The sequence below is a fragment of the Bradyrhizobium sp. USDA 326 genome, assembly GCF_049739485.1.
In the GTDB taxonomy this organism is placed as follows: domain Bacteria; phylum Pseudomonadota; class Alphaproteobacteria; order Rhizobiales; family Xanthobacteraceae; genus Bradyrhizobium.
The window spans coordinates 3,509,363-3,534,190 of the sequence record NZ_JBMGQA010000001.1 but is presented as its reverse complement, the minus strand read 5'-3'; the positions used below and the strand labels follow the sequence as shown (position 1 = coordinate 3,534,190).

Below are 24,828 nucleotides of genomic sequence, written 5' to 3'. Positions count from 1 at the left end.
GGCGGTCTTCAGTTGTCTGGCGATGCATCGTCTTCGACAAGACGCACGCCGAGGACACAGATATCACCATCCAGAACTGCCAACGCGATCGGCGTGAGCGTTCTACCCTCACATGGACCTTCGACACACCGGCCGGTGCCGAGTTCGAAGGTCGAACCGTGCTTGCCGCACATCAGTCGGATACCGTATGGGTCCAGGAATTGGTTCCGCTCCCAGTCCAAATTGACGCTGTTGTGAGGGCATTGATTGACATAGCCAAGTACCTTTTTGCCCCAGCGCACCACAATGATGGACCACGGTCGGTGATTGCCATTATCATCGACGACCATAAGATGGAATCCCATGGCTTGGCGGCTTGGAATGTCGTTAAAGCCGCAAATCGTATAGATGGAATTTGGCTGCATTCATCGCTCGTTTATTGCAAGGCGCTTTTCATTGTCGTTGTGCAATCAACGTGCAAAAACTGTACAAGTGCCGGCGCGGATCGCGTCTGCGGTAACAACGCGCAAGCCCATTTGCAGCTCACCCCATTACTCACGCATAATTCAGAACAATTCGCAGGAGCATTGAGCCTTGCTGCCCTTTCCTGCCGGGCTGCGCAGCTACAGCTTTCGCGCTCCGACCTTTCTGGACCATTTGCCGGACCGCTAAACTCGATGGCTGGTTGCTGCTCGCTAATCGTCACGCTGCGGAAGGCCCGGTTCCGATGCCCTGCGACCGTATTCATCGCGGCATCGCAAGTGCCTTTCCAGAAAGTGAACGCTCGCTCCCCGCCCGCGAGAGGCGCACGCGGCGAACGTGCGCCCCTTTTAGGCTAGCCCTTGCGCCCGCGCGTGGAACGGCGAAATGTCCGTCATTTCCGGCCCGCAGCTGCTGTTGCAGCCACTTTACTCCAGGAAGAGCCCTACTAAGAGCGCGCTCCAAGTAACATGAAGGCTCATCGTCTGAGGAATCCGACTCGAACCTTCCCTCAGTATCGATACCACCGCCTTCAGCTTTCGAAAAATACTTCCTCGTCAGTGAAGAACGGCTAAGCGAACGAGTTAGAATCGCACTTTGTCGTTGTGGACCGGTTTGCAAATGCGGGGTTTTAGTGCACCGGGCATCGGAGCCTTGGAATTTCATTTTCAGTTCCGTCGAATCGTCGCCAGCCATAATTCCGTCGTCGCACGAAGGTGGCGATGCGGCCGAAGAACGTGTTTCCAGTAATTCGCCGGCGAAGAGTTCTTTCAGCACGCCTCCCCGCACGAGCGCTGGGGACCTGAGCCACTGGCGCAAGCGGCCGAGAAGCTGGCGGTGTTGCAGGCCAACCGCCTGCGGGTGGCGCACGAGGACGGCACCTTATCCAATCAGGACCTCAAGCGGGTCACGGTCGACACTACTGTGCAGCGAAGGCCATCACCTTCCCAACCGACCAAGCTGCTGCCCCCGGGAATCAAGGGGATCAGCCGCCTGGCGAGCAAGCCCGGGGTCGAGCTCCGGCAGTCCTATCTTGGTATTGCCAACAGCGCGGCAATGATGGCTTCTGGCTACGCCCTTGCAAGCAATTCAAGCGGCATCACCGGCAGTTGCGCATCCTGCGCAGCCGGCTGGGCCGGATCATCCACGAGATCCGCCGCAAGATCGAAGGTCAGTCTGCGCTCGAGAACGCGTTCACCCTTCCGCTTGGAAGGGCCACGCAGATTCGCGCGCAGCGGCAGCGCCAGCGCGGCTGCAGCTGCATTCTTTCAACGCCTCGGACGTGGAGTGCCTCGGCGATGGAGGGACGCCAGTGCACCTGATATTTCGGTGCACCCGCGTCGCGCCTTCATCTCCGGCCAAAAGCACGGGGTCTTCGGCATCATCAAACGCGAGCTGCGCCGCCCCTCCGCCATCGAACCCGTCATAGGACAACTGAAGGCCGATGGTCACCTCGGCCGCTGTTACCTCAAAGGCCGCGCCGGCGGCGCCGACAATCACCCTCTCCGCCGTCGGCCACAACTTCCGCCGCATCCTCACCTGGCTGAGTACTCTTTGGCGTACCACCATCATTGTTGCCCTCAGCGGCCATCACCGCTGAAATCGGCTTTCTAACGGACGACCAAGTATGCGTTCAAGAACGAGGACGGCGTGACCCAGGCGCCGGCACCAGCCTATATGATCGCGAAGAAACCGCCTCGCGGAGCCTGGCTCCCGGTTCCCGATGTCGAAGAAGGCGGCTGACTTATTGGCCGATGCCCGAGATGACCGAACCTTCGAGCTTCGCTAGACTATGCGGGAATGTGAGTGATGACGGGCCTGAGATAGGTTGCGTATCGAGGCGGTTGTCGAACGCTGCCAAAACCTCTCGAGAGAAGAGCGATACGCCATGAATGACACTACCAATACTGTTACATCAGGCGCGAGCTCCTGATCGACATCAAGCAAATCGCGGGTTGCAGATCGGCCCGGAAATTGCGTCGGCGACGGCGCGCTCGGCTTCTGGAAGGCTTGCCGTCACCCGACACCCGCGCTGCTAGGTGCACAACACCGTCAATATCCTGGACAAGGTACCGCTCTCGGTGCAAGCCGCCAACAGAGGGATTCGCGCCAAGTCTATTTGGCGTCGAATCGGACGTCCGCCCGCAGCGGCAATCGACGTCTTTGCGAACAATACCGCGCCAGATGCGGACGGGCAGACGAATGATCGCCGCAATCGTCTCACCATGAAGAAAAACGCTAGTCTATCTCATTCGTCGTTCGCAGTTGATCGCAATGCTCGGCAGGGAAGTCGTAGAAGGCCAGCAGGGTTTCGGGTTCTTGACCAGGCTCGCGGCCAAGTTTGACCGTCCCGCAGAGAGACCATATCATTTCCAGGTTGCTTATTCTCAATCGGATTCATGATCACTTCATGGCTCTCTTTGAGCGCCGTCGCCGCTCTTACGGGCTCTGCTTTGGTGCATTGACGATGTCGCCCACTGTATCAAGATGCCCCACTCAAGCAGGATTGGTCGGTAGACCGCCGCCCTAGCCAACCGCGGTGGGGGAGCACCGGGCTGCGCAGCGCCAGCGCAGGCAGCTGAGGGCTAAGCCGCGTTGGCGGCGAGCGGCCCAGAGCTGATCGGGCAGCACTCTGGGCGCGATCACGCCGCCTGACGCAAGCGCGTGTTGAAGTGGCGAGCCATTCCTGCAGCAACATACTCAATGACCACGAGTAGCCACCGCTTTCAGGCCCGACCTCGTAAACAGCAACTATTCGGCAGCCGACCCCGGGCCTAGATTGAGGCGCTCGAAGTACCAAGACGTGTCATCGCCTGACGACTCTGTCTCATCACTTGCTTCACTCGAAGCTCGCTCGATGTTTGCCTGAGCACCACTACTCTCGGCGGCAAGATATCCTTCAGGTTTGCCTACACGTTGCCATTTACCTTCGTCGTTATGCGTCCACTTGTCGGGATGCTGGTGAGGATCAAGTACCCAGTGATTCTTATCACTCACAGGAACAAAGCCCATCTGAGCCAGACGGGACTCGATGCCTGGGAACGCAGGTTTTGACATTATCAATGCTTGTTCGCCGTCTTGCCGAAGCTGATGTTCAAGTAGAATATCGCCAGCGTTCTCAACGAGCGGATGAGTAACCCGAAGATCTACTTGGGATGTGACTGCGTTGCGACCGGGAAACTGGGCGCTGAATCGCCTTCCTCCTACCCGAAGTCCGCCTTCTGTCCTCAGAAGCCCGACAGTTTTGTCACCCAAGCGATAGGCGTAATATCGCGCCTGGTCGGTATCTTCGTCGGTGTGACCATAGGTTCTAGCAATGTTTGCCGCGCGCTCAGCTTTTGTGGATATGAAATCCGAGTACTCCAGTGGACGCTCGGCAATGTACTTGATGTCGTCGCCATAGAAGGCCTTCACTTCTTCCCCGAACTCATCACTGTCGATCTCTTTGATCGGAGGTTGGGAAGTTACAGAGTACGGCCGTGTCGCTGCCTGAGACGAACTTGGGCCAGCATCGGGCGCCATGCCTGCAAGCCTTTCCGCAAAGCCCTCGTCATCTGAATGCCTTGCTTCATCAGCCTGGGTAGCGCTTGTGGATTGGCTAGATGAGCCAACAATTCGGCCATACATCGGATCGCTCTCCTGTCGGTACGGTTTGGGGGTCAGAGCTCGCGTTGCTCGAGCTCTACCGAGGATGGTAAGATGTCTAGCTGACCACGAGCTGACGCGCCGAGGTTGAGCATCTGTCGCCGGCTCTTGTGAGAGGAAGCTAACTCCTCGTCAGTGAAGAGCGGCTAAAGCAAATGAGCTAGAACCGCATCTCATCGTTGTGGACTGATATGCGAAGGCACGGTCTTGGTGCATCGGGCATAGGAGTCTTGGAATTTCATTTTCTGGATTCCCTCGAATCGACAGCCATAATTCCGTCGCATCGGAGGTGGCGATGCGGCCGAAGAAGCACAGGACGACGGGGATCGGGCAATCTGTTCCGGGCCAGGCTGGACCAGATCGTCAATATGAAGCACGCGCGGTTCAGCTCGCCGGCAACGTCGATTGGGACTGGATCGACATCCGCCGCTGTCCAGCGAGAACGGCCGGCGCGCCGCACGTCCACGAGCTTGTTTCGAGCGGGCAGGATCGAGCCACACAACCTGCGAATGCAACGCCGCAAATTGCTCGCCACGCTCGGGCACCGGCAGTTGGGCATCCTGCGCGCCTAGCTAAAGACTCTTTGGCGTCTCTATCCTGACCGCCGATGGCACTGAGTTCCGGCCAGAGATGCGCGCCGCATGAGGCAGTCTTAAACGCGCCAGATGCGCCTTCGGCGGAACAAGCGTCCCTGCCGGGACGAAGGTGTTGGCCATCTTGAAGTCGTGCCTGCGGGCTTTACACGCCGCACGCTTCACGTCGAGATGCAGACCTCTTGAACGCGATCATGCGGCGGCTCCCTGTGGAGACGACCGCGGAAAGAACCATGAACCCGGCAGTGGATCACGTTTACTATCGGGGTTGACACCGTGCCTGCGAAAAGAACGGACGACTACCTCGTGGGCCTTTCGACCCGCTTCCACTTGTCGTTCTCGTTCCTCGTCCACACTTCGGGGTGCTGGTTAGGATCAAGCACTAAATGGTTGCGGCCCACGTGGACAACACCCATTTCCGCTAGACGGGCTCCATGCCTCTCCTGGCAGGACGTGACAAGACCAACGGATGATCGCCGTCCTCTCGCATTTGATGTTCCAGGAAGATATCGCCCGCGTTCTCGACGCGGATGAGCACCTGAAGACCTACCACAAACGTGATATCGTTGCAGCCCAGCTGTTCCTGAAGATGCTCTCCTTTAAACCGAGCCGGACCTGCTGCTCTTAAAGGCCGCGGAGAGCTGCCTTCGCTCATGCAGTTTCGGCTGCAGCTGAAACGTGGGTCTGGCAGTCGGCCGGGCAAACCCTGGCGCACGCACCGCAGCCGATGCAGGCACCCTGATCGTCCAGGACCATGATCTTCTTCTCGATCTCCTCGTCGTCGTCATTGTCGAGCTCGATAAGTTCGCCTTCCTCGTTGATTCCTTTCAAGGTCATGACATCTCGACCGCACACCTTGAAACAGCGGCCACAGCCGATGCATTTCTTTGCATCGATCGTGATCAAGTATTGTGGCGTCCAGTCGCGTCCGTCTCGTGTTTGAAACGACATGCATTGCCCCTCTAGGTATTCTCCAGCGCCTTTAAGGCGAGGCTCTTGCGCTCAAGTTCGGCATAAGCATCGTACGCCTTCTGCGCGACCACCATGATCGAGGTCCAGTTGATGGGCAGTTCTTCCGAAAGGTCGTGCAGATCCATCTTGGCCTGTATCGCCTTGGCAGACACTTTCCTAAGTTCGGCCTTCAGTGTTTCACGATCGCTCATGAGTGTGCATCCTCAATAGTTCGCCACGTCGGGGAATTTCCGAATCAGGTCAACTCCATCCGTGACATATTTATCCCCCTCCTGAGCCAGCTTGACGAAACTGTCGAAACCGAAGCGATGCACGTCGCGCAGCTGCTTGTTTACGGCGACCAACCGCCCTGCGATGAGCACTATGCGCCCGAAGCCTTCATGATGCAGCTTCAGAATCGGCTGAATCATAACGCCGGTCTCCCTCTCTACTGACAGCGCAACTGCATTGAAGAACAGCTCAAGCCGCCACAGTGTCTTGGCATCGGGATCACCAATAATCGGCAATGCGCGCCGCTTCTCCATGTTCAGGATATAGGGTTCGAGCAGATCACGATCGCTCTTCCCTTCCCAGGCTCCGTTAGTATCCTGAGCACGCCAAATCTTGACCAAATCGATGAGGAATGGCGCGTCGACCGGGCTGGCCTGCTGCTCTATTTTTTCGGTCATATCACCTCATTCATCAAACTCGAACGTTCTCCCCTGGTCCTTTGCCATGACCTTGCGCAGCCAGGGAGGTGGTGTGCCCTTCAGCACCCGCTCGAGTTTTTCTAGGAGCACTAGAATGTTTTCCGGTTTGCTCACCTTGATAGGATGGATTTTGTTGGCCACCACTCGCGCAGCCGCTGCACCACCAATGGCAGCGACGTAAAGGATTGCGCAATCCTTGATAGCCTCGATCTTTGGCGCCAACTTATCATCGCTGCCGTCTTCCTTAAGATCGCCATCAAACTCGATCGCTTTAACAAACACGTGCCCGCCAGGAGCGACATCGTAGATTGCGATATTCTTTGCCCAACCAAAATGAGCATCGACGCGTCTCAGGTCCTGAGTGGCAAACGCAACTTTCATGCAACCGACCTCTCAGTCGCGACGGTGGAGCTGCGATGGCCCGCGCATCGTGGCAGTACGCGCCCAGTCCGCCACTTATCGGGCGTAGGCTGATCGTTCTCGTCGCGATGCGCAATCACGAGATTCGCGATTTCGAAGATCACATTCCGCGTACCACGGTAGCCTACCGATAGCTGGTGTCCCGCGCCAAGTCGATCGAATATCGGAAAACCTGCGCGATAGAACGGCACCTTCAGCCGCGCCGCCGCTTGCCTTCCATGCGAATGCGTGATCAGCAGGTCACAATGCCTCTCTTTGGCAAGGTCTTCCAGATCTGCGAGATCGCCAATGATCACTTCATTGGTCTTGATCCGCTCGATCACCTCCGACTGAGTCGTCGTCACGGCAACGGTCACCTGCGTGCCCATGTCGCTCAGCATGCCGGACAAATCGAGCAGAAGATCTGGCTCGGCACCGATTGCAAGTTTGCGACCGCCAATATGGAAGTGCGCATCCAGCATAGCATCTGCGAGCTGACTGCGCTGGCGTCGATATTTCAAGGGTATCGGGCGGCCGCTGATCTCGCTCAAAAACGTCATGAACTCATCATTCGGACAAAGGCCACACAGCCGCTCGAAGACACGAAAAGGCACGCCGGTCTTTGCCTGCATGACCTCTGCAGCTCGCCGCATCTGCGCGCCGATTGCAATCGTCCACCCGGCGCGGCCCATATTCGCAATTTCGCCGACGTCGATGCCGCCGACGGTCGTTGGCGTAAACTCATCGGGGATATGCCCATCGAGCGATCCCGCCAGGTCAGGGAGGAAGGACGGAGACAACCCGAAATCCTCCAGTATGACACGGAGTTCATCAAGATCGCCGGGCGTGAGGTGACATCCCGGCAGAACATTCACCCTCGATGGATCCCTCAGGCGACTGGCATTTGGCCCATCCACCAGCACCTCCACAATGCGCGCGACAGCCTTCTCCCAGCCGTCCTGGAACGCACCCTTGAAATCAGGTGTCGAGACGTAAACGAGCGGCAACTTTGCGAGTTGCGGATGCTTGCTCCGGATCAGCTTGAGGTAGGCATCCACATCGTCGCCGTTGGTCTCGGTGACGCCAGTCGAGCAGATTCCGATGATCTTTGGCTTAGCTCGCTTGTAGATGTTCAGTATCGCCTGCTCGAGATTCTCATAACCACCCAGTACAGTCGTGACCTCACTCATCGCGGTGGTCTGCAGCGGTACAGCCTCTTTGAAATGCCGGACAAAGAGCGTGAGCCCGAAGGATGTGCACCCCTGGGAGCCGTGCAGAAGCGGCATCGCCCCGCCCAGCCCCATGAAGGCGAATGCGCCGCCGATCGGCTGGCTCATCTTCAGCGGGTTGACAGCGCAGGCTTTTGTCGGCGTCGTGACGATGGCCATGACGCCTCCCTACTCTGCGGCCTGTCGCATGGCAGATGGCTCGGACACCAAGATCTCGTCGATACGTCTTTGACAGCAGCCACCGACCGCATTGGTATGCTCCCTGACCGCTTCGACGCTCCTCAGGCGATGCGCGTAGATTGCATCCTCGATCGTGCCCAGATCGACCCTGTTGCAGATGCAGATCTTCCTGGCGCGGCGCGACTTTTCGGCGAGCGCCGGGTCGGCGAGCGCGGTCGCGGGCGATTGCATCTGCTCCATCGCCTTAGCCAACGCCTCCCATGGCGCAGGTCGACGTAGCTGCTCCCACATCGGACTGGAGAGCGACTTATCGATCTCCTCCACCAGCTTGACCATTCCGACATAGCCCATATAGGCGTGGCAACGCTCCTGGTTGATATCGAGCCAAGGCACCGCCGCTTTCAGCGCGACGAACTGCGACTTGCCGCCCGATAGCATGATGTCCGCTTTTGCGCCCTTCAGCATCTCGTACATTTCGCGCGGCGTCATATTCTCGATCATGTTGGCATCATGCCCCATGAGCTCCTTAATGCGCTCCTTATCTTCCTTGGTCGATTTCTTTACGCTGGTGCCGACTAACTCAAGCCCGGCTTCCTGGAGTGCCGCAACGACCGACCATGACTTGACGCCCCCGGTCATTAACAAGGCCTTTTTGCCTCCGAACCGTGGCTTATACGGCTCGATCGCACCCCAGGCCCACGCTTCCTCGCGCGCGATCAACGCTTCGGTGCGCCCGAGCAGATCTGTCGGGGCGCCGCGTTCAACCAATAAGCGGGCAATCTGCCGTAGCGATTCGCTCGAATCTTGAATACCGTAGAAAGAACCCTCGAAGAATGGAATCCCGTAGCGTTGCTCCATTTTGCGTGCGACGTTGATCATGGACTTTGAGCACACCAACATAGCCGCCCGTGCGCGATGAGATGAAGCGACTTCGCGATATTTGCCGTCGCCTGAGATGCAGCAGAGAATTCGTACTCCAAGCTCGTCTAGTAATGGCTTCACTTGCCAGAGCTCGCCCGAAAGGTTGTATTCTCCGATGAGATTGATGTCGTACGGGGTGGTGTAGTCCGGTTCTCGTGTACCGATCACATAGTCAAGCAAGGCCTCGCCGGCCAGCTTGTTGCCGAGATTCTTCGAACCGACGAAGCCCGGAGAATTGATCGGGATCACCGGCTTTAGAAATCTTCGAGATGCCGCCTTGCAGACTGCGTTGATGTCGTCGCCGATCATCGCTGGGATGCAGGTTTGATAAACGAAGATGGCGCACGGATCGTACTTGTCGATGATCTCCTTGATCGCTTTGCAAAGCCGCTTCTCGCCTCCGAATACAATATCGGTTTCGCTCAAATCGGTTGTGAATGCGGTGCGCCACAGATCCGAGCCGGACGACACCGCACCCCGATTGTCCCAGGAATTGCCCTCGCACGCGATCGGACCATGTACCAAGTGAGCCACGTCGGTGAACGGCTGCAACGCAACCTTGGCGCCATCGAAAGCACAGCCGCCGGCAGCACTACCCGGCTGCAGCTGTTTGGTGCAGCCGTTCCTGCGTTCAGCCTCTGACTTACTGCCATTCTTGGCGCAGCCTGGCTCGTCGAAGATATTCTGGACCGTGGCCGCTAGTGAACTCATCCTGTTTCCTCTCAGGGCGAACAAATTGCAAACTCAATGACCATGTGCTCGTGCCATCGCCCATTGCCTGGGCGATGGCACGCGCAGTCGCTCATCAGCGAATGATGTCGAAGCTGTAGTCCGTTTTGCCAAGAACGTTGGTGTTTTTGTCGATCTCGTCGAAGATCTTGTCCAGGATCTTCACCAGCACATTCAGGCCGCCCTGATAGCCCCATAGGGGGGAGCGGTGATGGTGATGCCGATCAAAAATCGGAAAGCCGATGCGGATCAGTGGCGTTCCGGTATCACGCTCCAGGTACTTCCCGTAGGTGTTGCCAATCAGAAAATCGACGGGCTCAGTAAACAGAAGTGAGCGCATGTGCCAGAGGTCTCGGCCGGGATAGGCTTGGCAGCCCTGTCCAAATGGCGAGCTTGCAAGCAGCGCCTGCATTTTTTCCTGCCATGCCTTGTTGCCGTTGGTAGACAGCACATGGGTCGGTTCGGCGCCAAGTTCGAGCAGAAACGCAGCCAACCCATAGCAAAGATCCGGATCGCCATAGATCGCGAACTTCTTGCCATGAACATGCGCGCTGGAGTCGGCGATGGCGTCCACCAGGCGGCCACGTTCTCGCGCAAGTTGCTCGGGAATCTCCTTGCCGCTGAGGCGTGACAGCGCGACGATGAAGTCATCCGTTGCAGATAAGCCCACCGGGTAGTTGAAGGATACGACGTCCTGGCCATGCTCCGCCACGAATGCCAGCGTCTTTTCCGTGCACCACTGTTGCATGGAGATAGTCGCCTTGGCATGAATCGCGTTCGCCGCATCCTCCAGCGTCGTACCACCATCATACATCCGGAATTCGCCGTCGGTCGGAGTATCGAACACTTCAGAATTGTCGGCGAGAACCGTATGCTGGATGCCCATCAATTCCAAGATGCGCTTGATCTCGCGAAGGTTCCCAACGGTATAGCCATCGAATCCGCCAATGATGTTGATCGCCCCATTCGGTTTGCGCTCAAGCTTCGGCGCTGTTCCGGCCTTGCCGTCCCAAAAATGCTCCAGAATGCCCTTGAGCGCATTGTCATAGCCGGTGACGTGGCTGCCGACGAACGCCGGCGTGTGGGCGAACGGCACGTCGAAATCCGCCGGAACCGAGCCTTTTTCTTTCGAAGTCTTGATGAAGGCGTTGAGGTCATCGCCGATCACCTCGGCCATGCAGGTTGTGGAAACCGCAATCATCTTGGGCTTGTACATGTTGTAGCTGTTCGCCAGCCCGTCGGTCATGTTGTTCAGACCGCCGAATACGGCAGCGTCTTCCGTCATTGACGAAGAGACACAGGAGCTAGGCTCCTTGAAGTGCCGCGACAAATGACTGCGGTAATAGGCCACACAGCCTTGCGAGCCGTGGACGAAGGGCAACGTGCGCTCAAAGCCAACAGAGGCGAATACGGCGCCAAGCGGCTGGCACGCCTTGGCCGGATTTACCGCTAGCGCCTCCCGCGCGAAGTTTTTTTCGCGATATTCGGCGGTTTTCGTCCATTCCTTGATACGTTCGACCTCGGCGGGATCGCGAGGGTTCTCGAATATCTTCTTCTTGGCCAGCATCTGCTGGTATTCTGGACCGCGGAACAGTTCGACATGATCGATCACGTGCTCGGCACTCTGCGCCATTGGTGAAATCCTTCACTATCGTCGAGATTGGTATCGCCCGGCTTTCCCAAGCGAGATGAGTTGCTTTATTCCGCAGCCTGGAGCTTGGCCCTCGAAGCTTCCTTCCAGGGGGCCTTCGTTTTCTTCCAAATCGGCGAGTTGATAGCCATGTCCATGTCGCGCGCAAAGATCGCGAATCCGTCATAGCCGTGATATGGACCCGAATAGTCCCAAGAGTGCATCTGCCGGAACGGCACACCCATCTTTTGAAAAACGTACTTTTCCTTGATACCTGACCCGACAAGGTCAGGCTGGAGCTTTTCGACGAAGCGCTCGAACTCGTAGCCATTGACGTCATCGTAGATAAGCGTGCTGTCCTTCACGTAGTGCTGAGCTGTCCGCTGATAGTCATCGTTGTGACCGAACTCGTATCCGGTGCCAATGACTTCCATCCCCAGGTCCTCATATGCGCCAATCACATGACGCGGACGGAGCCCGCCGACGTACAGCATCACCGTCTTGCCCTCCAAGCGAGGCCGATATTTTGCGATCACCGCGTTCACGAGCGGCTGATACTTCTCGATTACCCGCTCGGCCCCTTCCTTGATCTTGTCGTCGAAATAACCCGCAATCTTGCGCAAGGACTCTGCGATCTTTAATGGTCCGAAGAAATTGTACTCGCACCACGGGATACCGAACTTCTCTTCCATGTGGCGTGAGATATAGTTCATCGAACGGTAGCAATGCAGAATGTTGAGCTTTGCCTTCGGCGTTGCTTCGAGCTCAGCCAGTGAGCCATCGCCGGACCACTGCGCGATTACCCGCAGGCCCATCTCCTCCAGCAGAATTCGTGATGACCAGGCGTCGCCCCCGATATTGTAGTCTCCGATAATCGCAACATCGTACGGCGTCGGCTCGAACTTGGGTTTGCCATCGCCCTCGAGATGCCCGAAAATCCAATCTCGCACCGCATCGTTCGCAATGTGATGGCCCAGTGACTGCGACACGCCCCGGAAGCCCTCACAACGGACCGGCACGATGGTCTTGCCGCCATATTCCTTGGATTTCGCTCGTGAGACGGCTTCGATATCGTCACCGATCAATCCGATCGGGCATTCCGATTGGATCGTGATGCCGTTGTTGAGTGGAAACAGCTCTTGGATTTCATCAAGAATTTTGACCAGTTTTTTGTCGCCGCCGAATACGATGTCCTTTTCCTGGAAGTCGGAGGTGAACTGCAGGGTCACGAAGCTATCGATACCTGTGGTGCCAACGTAATAGTTGCGACGCGAACCCCACGAATACTGACCGCAGCCGACGGGGCCATGGCTGATATGAACCATGTCCTTGATTGGTCCCCAGACCACCCCCTTTGAGCCTGCATAGGCGCAGCCTCTGATCGTCATCACGCCAGGTATGGATTTGATGTTGGACTTCACGCCGCAGTCTGACTTTCCGGCCTGGTGAACATTGAGGTGCTTGGCACGCCGTTTCGCGGTTTTCTCCGGATAGACCTTCAGCACCTCCTCGATCAGCTCTTTGTTGCGAGCCCTGATTTCTGCGATGCTCTGGGTCGTGGCGAGGCTCATCTGATGTCCTTCAAGGTTAGCTGTTGCGAGGGCGGCTTCTTGACCAAGACTTTTGCAACCAGCATGCCAGCGTCTCGTGAGCACCAAGACCGTAACAATCAAAGCTACTTAGCGCGCCTCGTGCGGTGACACGGGCGTTGTTGCGAATCCGACATCCCGCTTTCGCAGAGAACTCTTGGTGTGGCCCCGTTCGAAATGGAACAAGGCGGGCTCTGCCTGAAATTCCTGCCCAGTTCTGACAGGCTTGCCAATGCTTCTATACTTACTGAAACCTACAGATGCTGCGAAGAGATCGATGTGCCCGTGCGTGCCCTTATCAGGCCGTGGCAACTGCTCGCGTGACCTGGCGAGCGTAAACGAGGCGACGCAGCTCGCGTTGAGCTCTGCAGCATGGGATCGTGCACGTCATCATCATCGCAGCAGGTGATGTCGGCCAGCCCGCTTGCGGCCGACTTCCGCCTTCAATCGCAGAGCACTGCAGTCGCGGTGTATTGTAAAGTCCAAGGGACACACGGCACGTCGCCAGCAGGCTGAAACACTTGAGCAGCGGCATCGCACAGTGCGCCCCCGTCCGAACGGCTACACCGGCGCGGTCGAGCATGGCGGTAATATCATGCGCATGTGTTCCCTTCACTTCAAACGAAATGATCGGCCCTTCTCGGCCGGAGTCCCGATCATGCGCACGAAGTTGATGGCCTGAGACTCCTCCGGGTAACCGAGCAGTATTTTCTCGTGCGTGTGGTTCTGCACCTTGCCTATTGAATTGATGTAATCGACAGCGGCGCCTAAACCGATGGGCTTCGACGATCGGCGGCGTACCCGCTTTGACCTGGTGTGGCGGATCGCCGTAAATGACACTGGAACGCAACCTCGCGAATCATCTTCCGGTTGAAGGGCGACATCGAGGCCAGTGCTCAGACTTGCCGTAAAGTACCCCGACCCCAGTCGGACTGTACAGTTTGTGACCCGTCATGACTTAGAAATCGCAATTGATCTCGCAGAAGTCGGCGTTCAGATGGACGCATTCCTTGCGAGCCGTCGACCCGGCGAACGCAAGCCGTTGATTGCGTTGGCGACGATACGCAGCGCGTCGATGTCGAGGCCAGCATCGATCTCGTCCAGGCCGCACAGGCTCGGCTCGAACAGCGCCATCTGCAAAACTTCGTTGCGCTTCTTCTCGCGACCGAAGAAGCCGACATTGAAGCCGCGCTTGAGCATGTCCTGGGCGAAGTTAAGCCAACCGTCTCATTTCAGAAATTCGCGGGTGTAGAATTCCTGCTCGCCGCGCGCCTTGCGTCGGGCGTTCAGTGCGGCCCGCAGGAAGTTCATTGTAGTCACGCCGGAAACTCAACGGGATACGGAACACCCCTTGGCGCGCCTCAAACCGCAGGCGAATCGGTCTGGCGCAGCGTCGTCACCCAGATCACGCGCGCCACCTGCTGGGTCGGGTTGTCGAACATGTGCGGCACGACGCTCGGAAAACGAAAGCTGTCGCCGGCTTCCAGCACATGGGCCTGGTTGTCGAGCCACAGCCGCAGGCCGCCCGAGAGGATGTAGCCCGCCTTCTCGCCGGTGTGCTGCAGGAAGTCGGTGCCGGAGGAGGCGCCGGGATTGAGCGTGAGCTCGTAGAGCTCGAGCTGGCCCTTGCCTTCCGGGGTCAACGCTTCCTTGACGACGCCGCTGGCGGTGAGCCGCAGCAGCCGCCGGTTGGTCTTGCGCACGATGTAGCGCTGCCCGTCGGCGGGATCGCTGCTTTCGAAGAAATAGGAGATGGGGACATCGAGCGCGATGCCGAGCAGGCGCAGGGTGCGGATCGAGGGCATCGCGCGTGCGCGTTCGAGCTGGCTGATCATGCCGGTCGACAGGCCGGTCTTGTTGGCGACGTCCTGGATCGAAAGGCCGGCGCGCTGCCGCAGCAGCCGCACGGTTTCACCCAGGCGCTGGTCGACCGCATCGTCAGCTTCGATCGTGGAAGCGTCCTTGGGGCCGTTGCTATCGCCGCGACCATCCATGTCGCTCTCCCATGCATCATCTCAGCCTCGGGCATCGAGCCCGCGGCTTCAGTCAAGGTAAAAAGCTGACGCATTTCAGCAATGCGGTGACTGCTGTATTTAGTCGTGATGAAATTTTGCCAGAAAAATTTAGAAAAACTAAAGCTCACTCCTGTCCCTTTGCCGGGGTCTCGGGGCGGTGCGCTCGTTCCGCCGCAAGCTCTGCGAGCGGCTCGCGTGAGTCACCACGAGCTCGCGGCTAGCAAGTGAGAAAAACAGGAGACGGTTAGGAAAGGCGGCGGTGTCGAGAGCGTGTTCATTATGTTCGTGCGGGAGCTCCTCTCGTCGGCTACCCTACCTTTGCCGGCACGCAGGTATCGGGCACCGGGCAAACGACCGCGCATTGTGGCGCGTCAAAATGCCCTTCACATTGGGTACACTGGGACGGATTGATCACATATATGTCGTTCTTCAGGCTGATCGCAGCATTGGGACACTCGAACTCACACGCACCGCAGACGGTGCACTGGGATGCGATTATCTTGTAAGCCATCACTGCGATTCCATAAGCAAGGTGCGGGACAGTTTCTTGCTATCAAGTCTTGTGCCAGACAGTTTGAGCTTGATTCGTCTGGAGTAATTTCGATAACGCAAATCGCCGCCTCGACACGCTGTCGCAAATCCTACAAGGGGCGTGGCGGCTTGATCTCGATGCTTTGATTTGCGCATGGTTGATTCACAGCAGTCAGATCAGGTGAACCACCTTCTCCAGACTCAGGGGGGACGATCTGAGATCCTCCCCAACGCCTTCGTGCCGCGGCTAAGATCGATGCGTCGCGCGGCATCACGAAGTTCTCCGCGGGTCCAAACCAGAGCGCATCTTGTTAATTCCACTCACCGGGACAGCCGCGGCTTACGCGACAGCATCACGGGCAGCAACCGGCAGGTCCTCACCAGTCCGCCTCGCCACAGCCAGTCAGAAGGTCACGGCGGTCGCTCCAGATACAGTCACACCCGTGATGCGCGTCCCTCTCAGGGCCCGCGGAACGCATTTTCAGTTGCCCCGTATTGCGGGCAGAACCGGCATTCACATCCGCTGTATGGGGCAAAAGTACACTGTCTCCCCCTCGTGCGGGCGACTGAAGCCAGGTGTTCGTTTGGTGATCCTACCTACGCTCCGCGCTCAAAATAGATGCCGGCGGCGTCAGTCGATGGGTGTAGCCGAAAAAAAGCCACCCCAAAGGGTGGCTTAGTCACGGAGGAAACGCCCATGAGGGCCTTTGGGATCAGGCCGCAGCCTGTTCGATCGGTGAGAAGGGCAGCCCGAGGCTTTCGGCCACCGCTTTGTAAGTTAGCCGGCCCCGATGGACGTTGAGGCCTGCGCGCAAATGGGGATTTTCGAGCACGGCGGAAAAACCCTTGTTGGCCAGAGCCAAACCAAACGGCAGAGTTGCGTTATTCAGTGCTTGACTCGAGGTCAGCGGAACGGCGCCGGGCATATTGGCCACACTAATGAATGATGCCATCTACTTCGTAAGTTTGATCCGCGTGAGTGGTTGGGTGTGATGTCTCAAAGCAGCCGCCCTGATCGATAGCGACGTCCACGAGTACCGCCCTCTTGCGCATCGAGCTCAGCATGCTCCGGCGGACCAGCTTCGGCGCGCTCGCACCTGGAACGAGCACGGCACCAATCACCACATCCGCCGCAAATACCTCTTCCTCTACAGACTCGAGTTGAAAATCTGGTGCGAACGCGTCCTTCGAATAGCTCGTCCAGCTCGCGGAGCCGGATTATCGAACGATCGATGATGGTCACTTCTGCGCCCAGACCGACCGCCATGCGTGCCGCGTGCGTACCGACGACGCCACCTCCGATCACCACGATTCGGGCAGGCTGAACACCGGGCACCCCACCGATCAGCAGCCTCGTCCGCCTGTACTCCGCTTTAGGGCGCTACCCGCCGCTTCGATCGCAAGCCTACCCGCGACCTCGCTCATCGGCGCCAGCAGTGGAAGACCACCATGCGCATCAGTTACAGTCTCATAGGCGATCGCAGTGCATCCTGATTCCAGGAGGCCGGTAGCCTGGTCCAGGTCGGGAGCCAGATGCAGATAAGTGAAGAGGATGTGATTCTCACGCAGCTGAGACCATTCGGACGGCTGAGGCTCCTTGACCTTTACGATCATCTCGGTCAAGGCGAATACCTCAACGGCGGAAGTTAGAATCGTTGCGCCAGCATTGCGATAATCGTCATCGGTTGCACCAATGCCAGCGCCCGCATCGGTCTCGATCATCACGCTGTGGCCCGCTGCCACGTATTCGCGGGCAGCTCCAGGAGTAAGGCCCACGCGATATTCATGCGCCTTGATTTCTTTTGGGACTCCGACCTTCATTTGATAACTCCCTGCCTGACGCGGCCTTTCTTATCGGAAGCGAGCAGCGATATCGCGACGCAACCGACCGAAATGGCGCAGGAATTCAGCGATATTTGACAGGCTTCGCAGGATTTCAAACCCACGCGTGCCGAGCGGATCGTGTGACCTTGCTCGCTGAGCTTAACCGTCGACACTGAGCGATAGGCGATAAATAGTTCCGAATTGCGGTCTCGGCTCGCAGAGAAGCTAACGACCGAAATCACAGCCTGCCGAAGTTCGAAAGCAGTAAAGATGGCGTTTCGCGTGTTTGGCAGGATTGCCTATCAAGCGATAGCGCTCCAGGAGTTGATGGCCAATGACCACTGATGGCTTCCAGAAAATCGACACTGCGTACCCTGTTCAACAGATCCGAGGCAATTGTTCGCCCCACAGCCAGTCGACGACGCGTCGACCGCCGAAACCGGTGGTCATCTGCACAAACTTGTGATCGTCAGCCACCGCCTCACCAATATCAGCTGCATCGGTCGCGAGCGGGTGCGCTTTCATGGCAGCAAGCACGGCATCGGCCGAATCAGGCGCGACGATCGCAACCAGCTTGCCCTCGTTGGCGACATGGATCGGCTCGAGTCCAAGCAGCTCGCAAGTAGCCGCAACCGCAGGCTTCACAGGAATGGTTGATTCCTGCAGATGGAACCCAAGGTCGGATTGATGTGCAATCTCATTGAGAGCCGCAGCTAGCCCGCCGCGCGTGGGGTCGCGCATCACCCGGATGCCGCCACCGCCGGCGGCAATCATGACCGCTACGAGATTATGCAACGCTGCTGAGTCCGAGACGATTTCGGTCTGAAAAGCGACGTTCTGACGTTTTGACATGATCGCCACCCCATGGTCGCCGAGGCTTCCGGACACCAGCACACGATCCCCGACCCTTACCTTGTCGGCGGACAGATCCAGCCCATCGGCCACAAGCCCGATCCCGGCCACGGAGATGAACAGACCGTCTGCCTTGCCGCGCTCGACGACCTTGGTGTCCCCGGCAATGATGTAAACGCCGGCCCCGCGTGCTGCCGCGCCCATCGAATCCGCGATCGTCTTCAGATCCGAAAACCGGAAACCCTCCTCGATGATAAAGCTGGCTGACAGATAGAGGGGACGCGCACCGGACATCGCCACATCATTAATCGTGCCGTGCACAGCCAATGACCCGATATTACCGCCGGGAAAGAACAGTGGTGTAACCACATAGCCGTCGGTCGTCATCACCATTCTGCCTGCCGAAACGTCAAACGCCGACTGATCATTGCAGCGGGCGAGCCATTCATTACCGAAGGCTTGGTGAAAAAGGTCGGAGATCAGCTGTGCCATGGCACGGCCCCCAGATCCGTGGGAAAGTTCAACGCGCCCGTTCTTTACGTCGAGCTTGCGTGGATAGGCTTTCACGCTCATGACCTCTGCCTCACCCGTTCATCGCGAACTCGGCCATAGGTCCAGTACGCCGCGCAAGCCCCTTCTGATGACACCATGCAGGCCCCTATGGGCGTTTCCGGAGTGCAGATGTTTCCAAACAACTTGCAATCGACCGGCCGTTTGGCGCCACGCAGGATCGCACAGCACTCGCACGCCGGATTGTCTGCGACAGGCATGTCGTGGATCGCAAAACGCGTCTCGGCGTCGAATTTTGCATACGACCGCTTCAGCTTCAGTCCGCTGTTGGGTACGAGTCCAAGCCCCCGCCATTCAAACTGATCACGCAGTTCGAATACCTGCGACACCTCGCCCTTGGCGCGCCGATTGCCTTCGCGTGTCACTGCACGGCTGTATTGGTTTTCTACCTCATAGCGGTGTTGATTCACTTGCCGCACCAGCATCAATATAGCTTGCAGCACGTCGAGGGGTTCAAATCCCGCAACCACGATCGGCTTCTCGAACTGTTCTGCCAGCGGCTCGTAAGGCTGCGTACCGATAATGGTGCTGACATGTGCAGGCCCGATGAAGCCGTCAATTGGGACGCCGCCGGTGTTGCGGATCTTCGGGTTCTCGAGAATGCTGTGCATCGCAGAGGGTGTAAGCACGTGATTGCAGAACACGCTCAGGCCCTCCATCCGCTTGCTCTCGGCAATCCGGATCATGTTCGCCGTTGGGGGTGTCGTGGTCTCAAATCCGATGGCAAAGAAGACCACCTCGCGGCCCGGCATCTGTTCGGCGAGCCGGATAGCGTCGAGCGTCGAGTAGACCATCCGAATGTCAGCGCCCAGCGCTTTGGCTCGCAACAGGGACTGTCCTTGCGACCCGGGCGCGCGCATCAAGTCGCCGTAGACGCAGAGAGTGACCTCTGGTCGGTCGACGAGCCGGATCGCCATGTCGATTCGGCTTGCGGGCAGAACGCAGACGGGACAACCGGGGCCGTGGATCATCCGGACGTTCGCGGGCAGCAGATCCTCGAGGCCATAGCGGGAGATCGCATGAGTGTGTCCGCCGCAAAATTCCATGAACCGATAGGCTCTTTGCGAACTGACCTCAGCGTCAATCGCACGCGCAAGTCCCTGCGCGATGATCTTGTCGCGAAATTCATCAGAATATTTCATGACCGGCATTCCTGCGCGGCGCTGCCCAGCTCCTGCAGGAGCTCCAGCGTGCGTTTGGCTTCTGTCGGATCGATCTTGGCGAGCGCGTAGCCGACATGGACGAGGACGTAATCGCCGACATCGAGCTCGTCGACGAGGGCAATCGATATCTCCAGGCTGAGGCCATCGATCGACACGAGAGCCATGTCGTCGGGTAGAATTTTCGCGATCTTCGCCGGAACCGAAAGACACATGTCAGGCAGTTCCTCCCCTGGCGGACGACTGTTGAGCAATCTGTAGAGCGGCAATCCAGGCTTGACCAAGGCTCAAACCGCCATCACTGGGCGGCAGCCGCCGCGGCACCAACGGTGAAAGACCGGCAGCGCTGCAACCGCGCGGGATCTCGTCCGCCAGCACCGCGTTCAGGAAGCAGCCGCCGCTCAGAACGACGGTATTGACGCCGGTTGTCCGCGCGGCGCGCGTGACCCAGTCGACGCAGGCGGCGACGAAAGTGCCATGAAACAGCCCAGCTCCGCCTGCGGCATCGATGTCATCAGCAATCAACCGCGAAAATAGCGGACGAAGCGACAGCACGCCGCCATCGATCGTCCAGCCGGCTTCGAGAATCGCTGCCCGCCGCACCAGCGCTTCGAGCTTCATCGCTGCTTCGCCGTCATAGCTCTGCAAATGCGCAATCCCCAGCAGCGCCGCTGCTGCGTCGAACAACCGTCCCGCACTGGTCGTGGTGGTCCCGCCCGGCTGATCGAGCAAGTCCGACACACACCCGGCTTGCCGTTGCGCCGCAAAGCGCTGCCCGATTTCGTTACCCCTGCCGAGCCCGTGTAATACTGCGCCCGCCATGCGCCACGGCTCGCGGGCTGCACGATCTCCACCAGGCATCTGCATGGGCGCTAAGTGCCCGATGCGTCGGGACCGCGTCCCTTCGCACAACAATAGTTCGCCACCCCAGTTACCGCCGTCGGAGCCGAAGCCATGGCCATCGAGCACCAGGGCAAGCGCTGGTCCCACATGGCCATGCTCGGCGATCACTGCGGCAGCGTGTGCGTGGTGATGCTGGACCGCGATCAGCGCGCGAGCATTTTCTTGCGCAAAGCGGGTAGAAGCCATATCGGGATGCAGATCATGGGCGAAAGCGACAGGTTCCACGTCAAGGCTCGATGTTAGGTGTCGGATCGTCCTCTCAAACGCACGGATGCCTTCGGCCGTATTTAGATCGCCAATATGCTGAGAGACGAACGCTTGGTTGTCCCGGGTGATGGTGACGGTCGATTTCAGTTCGCCGCCAACGGCGAGCACGGGCGGGACGGCTCTCGCAAGGCGGATCGGCTCGGGAACATAGCCACGGGCACGACGAAGGAATTGCGGCCGGCCAGCCACCACCGAAACCACGGAATCATCAGCACGCGTCAAGATATCGCGATCATGGGTCACGACAAGATCGGCGATTCCGTTGAGCCGCCGCAATGCCTGCGCGTTATCAATCAGCAGCGGTTCGCCGCAAATATTGGCACTGGTGGCCACGATGACGGGGCTAGACCCCGCACGTGTACCTGGCGAGCGAAGCGCATGGAAGATGAGGTGATGCAGCGGCAGTACGGGCAGCATGACACCCACTCGCGATAAACCAGGTGCTATGGCGGGCGCCAGATTGTTGCGTGATGGCAGGAGGACGATCGGACGTGCTACGGATTCTAGCAGCGCTAGCTCGGGCGCGTTCGCCGCCGCGATCTCGCTGACGCGCTCGACGGAATCGACCAAAACCGCGAACGGCTTCTGAAGGCGGTGCTTTCTCCTGCGCAAACGCTGCACGGCGTCCTGATTACGCGCATCGCAAAGAAGCTGGTATCCGCCCAGCCCCTTTATCGCCACGATCTGCCCCCGCGCGATTGCCGCGACAATATCGCTGATCCCATGGCTAAGCCGAGGACCGCATGCTGGGCACGCGATCGCCTCCGCGTGAAACCTGCGGCTTGCCGGATCGGCATAGTCAGCCGCGCACGCGGCGCACAAACTAAAAGCCCTCATCACAGTGTTGCGGCGATCGTACGGAAGCCGTTCGGCGATGGTGTAGCGTGGACCGCAATGGCAGCAACTGATGAAGGGATAAAGGTAATGCCGATTTTCTGGATCGAATAGCTCTTTGAGGCATTGCTGGCAGACCGCGGCGTCAGCGACGATCTGCGTTGACAATTTGCCGGCTTCGCTCGTCCCGATCGAAAAGCCCTTCGCCGCGAGCGCCGTAGTCTCGCGAACGCAGATGTCGACTATGCGTGCCAATGGAGGCGCCTCGAGCGGCAACGTGGCGACAAACTCCGAGGCACGGTGGCCCTCAACCTCGATGATGACGCCCTCAGGGCCATTGATGACAAACCCCGCCAATCCGTACCGAACGGCAAGTCCATAGACGTAAGGACGAAAGCCGACCCCTTGCACTGCCCCACTCACGACCACGCGCAGCCGTGTTCGGTCGCAGGTGGCTGCGGCGCTCATCGCCCTTTGTCCTCGAAGGCGCGCCTCTGACGGCCCGCCTGTCTATCGATCCAGGCGTAGAGCGCGGCAAAGCCTTCGCCAGTCCGAGCCGAAACTACAATCACGTCGATCTTTGGGTTGACCCGTCTGGCGTATTCGATGGCCTTGCCCACGTCGAATTCGAGCAGCGACGCTAGATCAATCTTGTTAATCACCATGAGCGACGAAGCGGCAAACACATCAGGATATTTGAGCGGCTTGTCTTCACCTTCAGTAATCGAGAACACTACGATCTTGCAGGTTTCGCCAAGATCGAAGGCAGCGGGACAGATCAGATTACCCACGTTCTCGATGAAGAGAATACCGCCCGAGAGCAGCGGCAGGCGGCGATAAGCGTCGCCAATCATTGCAGCGTCGAGATGACAATTCTTGCCGGTATTGATTTGAACGGCTGGCACGCCGGCGGCCTGAATACGTTTGGCATCGTTCGAGGTCTGCTGGTCCCCTTCGATGACCCCGACCCACCGGCTGCACTTGAGCTCGGACACCGCGCGGACGAGCAGTGTCGTTTTACCGGCACCGGGGCTGGACAAAAGATTAAATACAAGCAGGTCATCGGCTATGAAGAGCGCGCGATTGTTCGCCGCAATTCCATTATTCTTGTCCAGGATATCGCGCTCAATCTCAACGAGCCGCGTTCTGGTCATGCCACAGCCCCTCAAATCAGGCGGATCGACGCCGCTCGGAAGCGCCTGCGCGTTATGCGCCTGGTGATTGGCTGAGCGAGGACAGCGCTTATAGCGATCACCAGCGTGGTTTGACTGCGGCGGCCGTCGGTCGCCCGGCGGAAGGGCAGAATGGCAATCGCGATCGTCCTGAAGGGATCGCTCATGGCTCTCCGCATCATTCGCCTCGGCGCGTTTTGTGGACGGCGTCCCTTGGTGGCAGCCGCAAATGGTACACATCAATCGATCTCCAACTCTTTCACGCGCATCTGTTCGCCCGCGGTCACCTGCAAGTGATAGCTGCCGCAGCAAGGGCAGCACTCACCGCGCCGAGCAATTTCGACGCTCTTCGAACAGCTCATGCACCAGGCAACGCCGGGCAGTTCGACGATATTAAGAGCCGCGCCCTCGGCAACGGTCCGCGTTGCAGCGGCAGCAAAGCAGAACCTGATCGCTTCAGGCGCCGCATGACTCAGCGCTCCCATCTCCAGACAGATGCTCCGCACCCGCGAAGAGGATCGCTCGTGTACCTTCTCCTCGACGATCTGAATGATGCCAAGACAAATCGCCATTTCATGCATCGCGAACTTCGCTAAGGTTGAGGGTGAACGCGACGCACGGATCGAGCGATGCAATCACCGCATGGACTGCATCTTCGCGTCTTCGAGCCGTCAGCACCGCGCCTTGCAGGTTCCGAACAAGCGGTCCGCGCCGGTGGAAATTCCACTCCGTCGGCGCAAGGAATTCGAAGCGGGATATTCTGCCCTGAGCATCGAGTTCAACCGCGTGGTAGAGACGGCCCCTGGCGCATTCGACCGCGGCCGCTGCACGGCGCGGCCCTAGCTTATATCTTTCGATAATCCCATGCTCCGCGGCTCCAATCTGAGCGCCGGCCTTGAGCCAGGCACATAGCCGCAGGATTTCATTAAGTCTGGCCATCAGCCGCTCGGCCGCACCGAAGGGTCCCAGCGGGACCCCATCCCGGCTGATCTGGCGCGCCCATGGACCCGTCTCGGGCACATGTCCGTCAACATCGGGAGAATAGCAGAACGTCGAGTCATCCCCGAGCAGCCGTTTCGTGATGTTGGGGTCGTCAGCAACAGACAAGAATGAGTGCCCCGCCGGAATTGACTTCACGTCGACGTCATTAAGCGCCGTAACGCGAAGCGCCAGCGGGCTACCAGACCTCAGCGCCTCCCCCTCATATAGACCGAGCGCGGCCAGCGCAGCGACAATCCGCGCGGTCGCTTCGCGTTGAGCGGAGCTCCAGGTTGGCTGTGCGGAGCGGACAAACGCTGACAATTCCGACATCAGGGAGCGGATTGCCGCCGCACTGGCGACATCTAACGTAAGATGTCCGACAAAAAGGCTCCGTGCCAAATCCGCGATGCGCTCAGTAACGATAAGTGCAATACGCTGCTGCCTTGTTGCGCGGGTGATCACTTCGTCGCGGGCCGTCTCGATGGCAGACAATAATGCAGTTTGCTGCGCAGCGACACACAACGCGAAAAGCCGCGGCAGCACGTTGAGCACTGTCGAGGGCTCCTTTCCGGCGAACGCGCGCGCCAGCGGCGGCCGGACTCGCGGCAGGATCTCGACCGAGGCGACTACGTCGGCAGCTAGCAATATGCGTACATCGATTTTGTTGCGGGCAACAAGGCTCAT

22 protein-coding genes and 3 pseudogenes are annotated in these 24,828 nt (G+C 58.5%); 2 read left to right on the top strand and 23 right to left on the bottom strand.

Annotated features, from left to right (window positions below; all coding sequences use genetic code 11):
- Positions 1–8: 8 nt before the first annotated feature.
- Positions 9–404 carry a Rieske (2Fe-2S) protein gene (locus ABIG06_RS16780; RefSeq protein WP_036031949.1) on the bottom strand — a complete coding sequence of 132 codons (396 nt, stop codon included), beginning with the start codon at positions 402–404 and terminating at the stop codon, positions 9–11.
- Between the two features lie 805 nt (positions 405–1,209).
- Between ABIG06_RS16780 and ABIG06_RS16775 the strand changes: the two are divergent.
- Positions 1,210–2,059, top strand: a pseudogene (locus ABIG06_RS16775) (hypothetical protein); the annotation flags it as partial.
- 1,151 nt (positions 2,060–3,210) lie between these two features.
- Here the strand turns inward: ABIG06_RS16775 and ABIG06_RS16770 are convergent.
- Positions 3,211–4,086 (bottom strand): hypothetical protein, encoded by an 876-nt coding sequence (locus tag ABIG06_RS16770; RefSeq protein ID WP_036014963.1) that lies wholly within the window; start codon positions 4,084–4,086, stop codon positions 3,211–3,213.
- 1,080 nt (positions 4,087–5,166) lie between these two features.
- Here ABIG06_RS16770 and ABIG06_RS16765 point away from each other — a divergent pair.
- Positions 5,167–5,325, top strand: coding sequence for a hypothetical protein (locus ABIG06_RS16765; protein ID WP_157786094.1), 159 nt, complete (start codon positions 5,167–5,169; stop codon positions 5,323–5,325).
- 23 nt (positions 5,326–5,348) lie between these two features.
- On the opposite strand, the gene fdxB is transcribed toward ABIG06_RS16765, so the two are convergent.
- The 21 genes and pseudogenes from fdxB to ABIG06_RS16660 all read right to left on the bottom strand — a co-directional run bounded on the left by fdxB (position 5,349) and on the right by ABIG06_RS16660 (position 24,828).
- On the bottom strand, positions 5,349–5,648 hold the full coding sequence (fdxB, locus tag ABIG06_RS16760; RefSeq protein WP_124163606.1) for a ferredoxin III, nif-specific: 300 nt from the start codon (positions 5,646–5,648) through the stop codon (positions 5,349–5,351).
- Positions 5,649–5,659: 11 nt separating this feature from the next.
- Positions 5,660–5,860, bottom strand: coding sequence for a CCE_0567 family metalloprotein (locus tag ABIG06_RS16755; RefSeq protein ID WP_036014914.1), 201 nt, complete (start codon positions 5,858–5,860; stop codon positions 5,660–5,662).
- Between the two features lie 12 nt (positions 5,861–5,872).
- On the bottom strand, positions 5,873–6,337 hold the full coding sequence (locus ABIG06_RS16750) for a NifX-associated nitrogen fixation protein (protein ID WP_036032024.1): 465 nt from the start codon (positions 6,335–6,337) through the stop codon (positions 5,873–5,875).
- Between the two features lie 6 nt (positions 6,338–6,343).
- Complete coding sequence (gene nifX / locus ABIG06_RS16745) at positions 6,344–6,739, bottom strand: nitrogen fixation protein NifX (protein WP_036014919.1); 396 nt, start codon at positions 6,737–6,739, stop codon at positions 6,344–6,346.
- Positions 6,736–8,145: a nitrogenase iron-molybdenum cofactor biosynthesis protein NifN gene (nifN, locus tag ABIG06_RS16740; RefSeq protein WP_124163604.1), complete on the bottom strand. Its 1,410-nt coding sequence runs from the start codon at positions 8,143–8,145 to the stop codon at positions 6,736–6,738. The genes nifX and nifN overlap by 4 nt, the downstream gene beginning before the upstream one ends.
- Before the next feature lie 9 nt (positions 8,146–8,154).
- Positions 8,155–9,798 carry a nitrogenase iron-molybdenum cofactor biosynthesis protein NifE gene (nifE, locus tag ABIG06_RS16735; RefSeq protein ID WP_124163603.1) on the bottom strand — a complete coding sequence of 548 codons (1,644 nt, stop codon included), beginning with the start codon at positions 9,796–9,798 and terminating at the stop codon, positions 8,155–8,157.
- Between the two features lie 94 nt (positions 9,799–9,892).
- Positions 9,893–11,449: a nitrogenase molybdenum-iron protein subunit beta gene (nifK, locus tag ABIG06_RS16730; RefSeq protein ID WP_124163602.1), complete on the bottom strand. Its 1,557-nt coding sequence runs from the start codon at positions 11,447–11,449 to the stop codon at positions 9,893–9,895.
- A 65-nt stretch (positions 11,450–11,514) separates the two neighbouring features.
- Positions 11,515–13,017 (bottom strand): nitrogenase molybdenum-iron protein alpha chain, encoded by a 1,503-nt coding sequence (gene nifD / locus ABIG06_RS16725; protein ID WP_124163601.1) that lies wholly within the window; start codon positions 13,015–13,017, stop codon positions 11,515–11,517.
- 316 nt (positions 13,018–13,333) lie between these two features.
- On the bottom strand, positions 13,334–13,885 hold the full coding sequence (locus ABIG06_RS16720) for an aminotransferase class V-fold PLP-dependent enzyme (RefSeq protein ID WP_370137856.1): 552 nt from the start codon (positions 13,883–13,885) through the stop codon (positions 13,334–13,336).
- Between the two features lie 9 nt (positions 13,886–13,894).
- Entirely contained in the window at positions 13,895–13,990 is a 96-nt protein-coding gene (locus tag ABIG06_RS16715) for an aminotransferase class V-fold PLP-dependent enzyme (protein WP_074448265.1), read from the bottom strand.
- A 59-nt stretch (positions 13,991–14,049) separates the two neighbouring features.
- Positions 14,050–14,364, bottom strand: a pseudogene (sufC, locus tag ABIG06_RS16710) (Fe-S cluster assembly ATPase SufC); the annotation flags it as partial.
- Between the two features lie 32 nt (positions 14,365–14,396).
- Entirely contained in the window at positions 14,397–15,029 is a 633-nt protein-coding gene (locus ABIG06_RS16705; protein WP_124163600.1) for a cupin domain-containing protein, read from the bottom strand.
- A gap of 328 nt (positions 15,030–15,357) precedes the next feature.
- Positions 15,358–15,561, bottom strand: a complete 204-nt coding sequence (locus ABIG06_RS16700; protein WP_036014930.1) for a 4Fe-4S binding protein — start codon at positions 15,559–15,561, stop codon at positions 15,358–15,360.
- Between the two features lie 733 nt (positions 15,562–16,294).
- A pseudogene (ald, locus tag ABIG06_RS16695) lies at positions 16,295–17,402 on the bottom strand (alanine dehydrogenase).
- Between the two features lie 381 nt (positions 17,403–17,783).
- Positions 17,784–18,830 carry a hydrogenase expression/formation protein HypE gene (hypE, locus tag ABIG06_RS16690; protein WP_124163599.1) on the bottom strand — a complete coding sequence of 349 codons (1,047 nt, stop codon included), beginning with the start codon at positions 18,828–18,830 and terminating at the stop codon, positions 17,784–17,786.
- The gene (hypD, locus tag ABIG06_RS16685; RefSeq protein WP_199752373.1) at positions 18,827–19,969 is read right to left on the bottom strand and encodes a hydrogenase formation protein HypD; all 1,143 of its coding nucleotides are present in this window, start codon (positions 19,967–19,969) and stop codon (positions 18,827–18,829) included. The genes hypE and hypD overlap by 4 nt, the downstream gene beginning before the upstream one ends.
- Positions 19,966–20,202, bottom strand: coding sequence for a HypC/HybG/HupF family hydrogenase formation chaperone (locus ABIG06_RS16680; protein ID WP_074448267.1), 237 nt, complete (start codon positions 20,200–20,202; stop codon positions 19,966–19,968). Before ABIG06_RS16680 ends, hypD begins: the two co-directional genes overlap by 4 nt.
- Before the next feature lies 1 nt (position 20,203).
- Positions 20,204–22,459: a carbamoyltransferase HypF gene (gene hypF, locus ABIG06_RS16675; protein WP_370137854.1), complete on the bottom strand. Its 2,256-nt coding sequence runs from the start codon at positions 22,457–22,459 to the stop codon at positions 20,204–20,206.
- Positions 22,456–23,403, bottom strand: a complete 948-nt coding sequence (gene hypB, locus ABIG06_RS16670) for a hydrogenase nickel incorporation protein HypB (protein WP_245454655.1) — start codon at positions 23,401–23,403, stop codon at positions 22,456–22,458. The genes hypF and hypB overlap by 4 nt, the downstream gene beginning before the upstream one ends.
- On the bottom strand, positions 23,403–23,744 hold the full coding sequence (gene hypA, locus ABIG06_RS16665; RefSeq protein WP_036031281.1) for a hydrogenase maturation nickel metallochaperone HypA: 342 nt from the start codon (positions 23,742–23,744) through the stop codon (positions 23,403–23,405). Before hypA ends, hypB begins: the two co-directional genes overlap by 1 nt.
- Positions 23,737–24,828: a hypothetical protein gene (locus ABIG06_RS16660; RefSeq protein ID WP_158626802.1), complete on the bottom strand. Its 1,092-nt coding sequence runs from the start codon at positions 24,826–24,828 to the stop codon at positions 23,737–23,739. The genes hypA and ABIG06_RS16660 overlap by 8 nt, the downstream gene beginning before the upstream one ends.

Excerpts from the sequence above, each read along its gene's own strand:
- ABIG06_RS16780 (WP_036031949.1), bottom strand. The coding sequence starts at position 404 with ATGCAGCCAAATTCCATCTATACGATTTGCGGCTTTAACGACATTCCA.
- ABIG06_RS16770 (WP_036014963.1), bottom strand. The coding sequence starts at position 4,086 with ATGTATGGCCGAATTGTTGGCTCATCTAGCCAATCCACAAGCGCTACC.
- ABIG06_RS16765 (WP_157786094.1), top strand. The coding sequence starts at position 5,167 with ATGATCGCCGTCCTCTCGCATTTGATGTTCCAGGAAGATATCGCCCGC.
- fdxB (WP_124163606.1), bottom strand. The coding sequence starts at position 5,648 with ATGTCGTTTCAAACACGAGACGGACGCGACTGGACGCCACAATACTTG.
- ABIG06_RS16755 (WP_036014914.1), bottom strand. The coding sequence starts at position 5,860 with ATGAGCGATCGTGAAACACTGAAGGCCGAACTTAGGAAAGTGTCTGCC.
- ABIG06_RS16750 (WP_036032024.1), bottom strand. The coding sequence starts at position 6,337 with ATGACCGAAAAAATAGAGCAGCAGGCCAGCCCGGTCGACGCGCCATTC.
- nifX (WP_036014919.1), bottom strand. The coding sequence starts at position 6,739 with ATGAAAGTTGCGTTTGCCACTCAGGACCTGAGACGCGTCGATGCTCAT.
- nifN (WP_124163604.1), bottom strand. The coding sequence starts at position 8,145 with ATGGCCATCGTCACGACGCCGACAAAAGCCTGCGCTGTCAACCCGCTG.
- nifE (WP_124163603.1), bottom strand. The coding sequence starts at position 9,798 with ATGAGTTCACTAGCGGCCACGGTCCAGAATATCTTCGACGAGCCAGGC.
- nifK (WP_124163602.1), bottom strand. The coding sequence starts at position 11,449 with ATGGCGCAGAGTGCCGAGCACGTGATCGATCATGTCGAACTGTTCCGC.
- nifD (WP_124163601.1), bottom strand. The coding sequence starts at position 13,017 with ATGAGCCTCGCCACGACCCAGAGCATCGCAGAAATCAGGGCTCGCAAC.
- ABIG06_RS16715 (WP_074448265.1), bottom strand. The coding sequence starts at position 13,990 with ATGACGGGTCACAAACTGTACAGTCCGACTGGGGTCGGGGTACTTTAC.
- ABIG06_RS16705 (WP_124163600.1), bottom strand. The coding sequence starts at position 15,029 with ATGGATGGTCGCGGCGATAGCAACGGCCCCAAGGACGCTTCCACGATC.
- ABIG06_RS16700 (WP_036014930.1), bottom strand. The coding sequence starts at position 15,561 with ATGGCTTACAAGATAATCGCATCCCAGTGCACCGTCTGCGGTGCGTGT.
- hypE (WP_124163599.1), bottom strand. The coding sequence starts at position 18,830 with ATGAGCGTGAAAGCCTATCCACGCAAGCTCGACGTAAAGAACGGGCGC.
- hypD (WP_199752373.1), bottom strand. The coding sequence starts at position 19,969 with ATGAAATATTCTGATGAATTTCGCGACAAGATCATCGCGCAGGGACTT.
- ABIG06_RS16680 (WP_074448267.1), bottom strand. The coding sequence starts at position 20,202 with ATGTGTCTTTCGGTTCCGGCGAAGATCGCGAAAATTCTACCCGACGAC.
- hypF (WP_370137854.1), bottom strand. The coding sequence starts at position 22,459 with ATGAGCGCCGCAGCCACCTGCGACCGAACACGGCTGCGCGTGGTCGTG.
- hypB (WP_245454655.1), bottom strand. The coding sequence starts at position 23,403 with ATGTGTACCATTTGCGGCTGCCACCAAGGGACGCCGTCCACAAAACGC.
- hypA (WP_036031281.1), bottom strand. The coding sequence starts at position 23,744 with ATGCATGAAATGGCGATTTGTCTTGGCATCATTCAGATCGTCGAGGAG.
- ABIG06_RS16660 (WP_158626802.1), bottom strand. The coding sequence starts at position 24,828 with ATGAGCCTTGTTGCCCGCAACAAAATCGATGTACGCATATTGCTAGCT.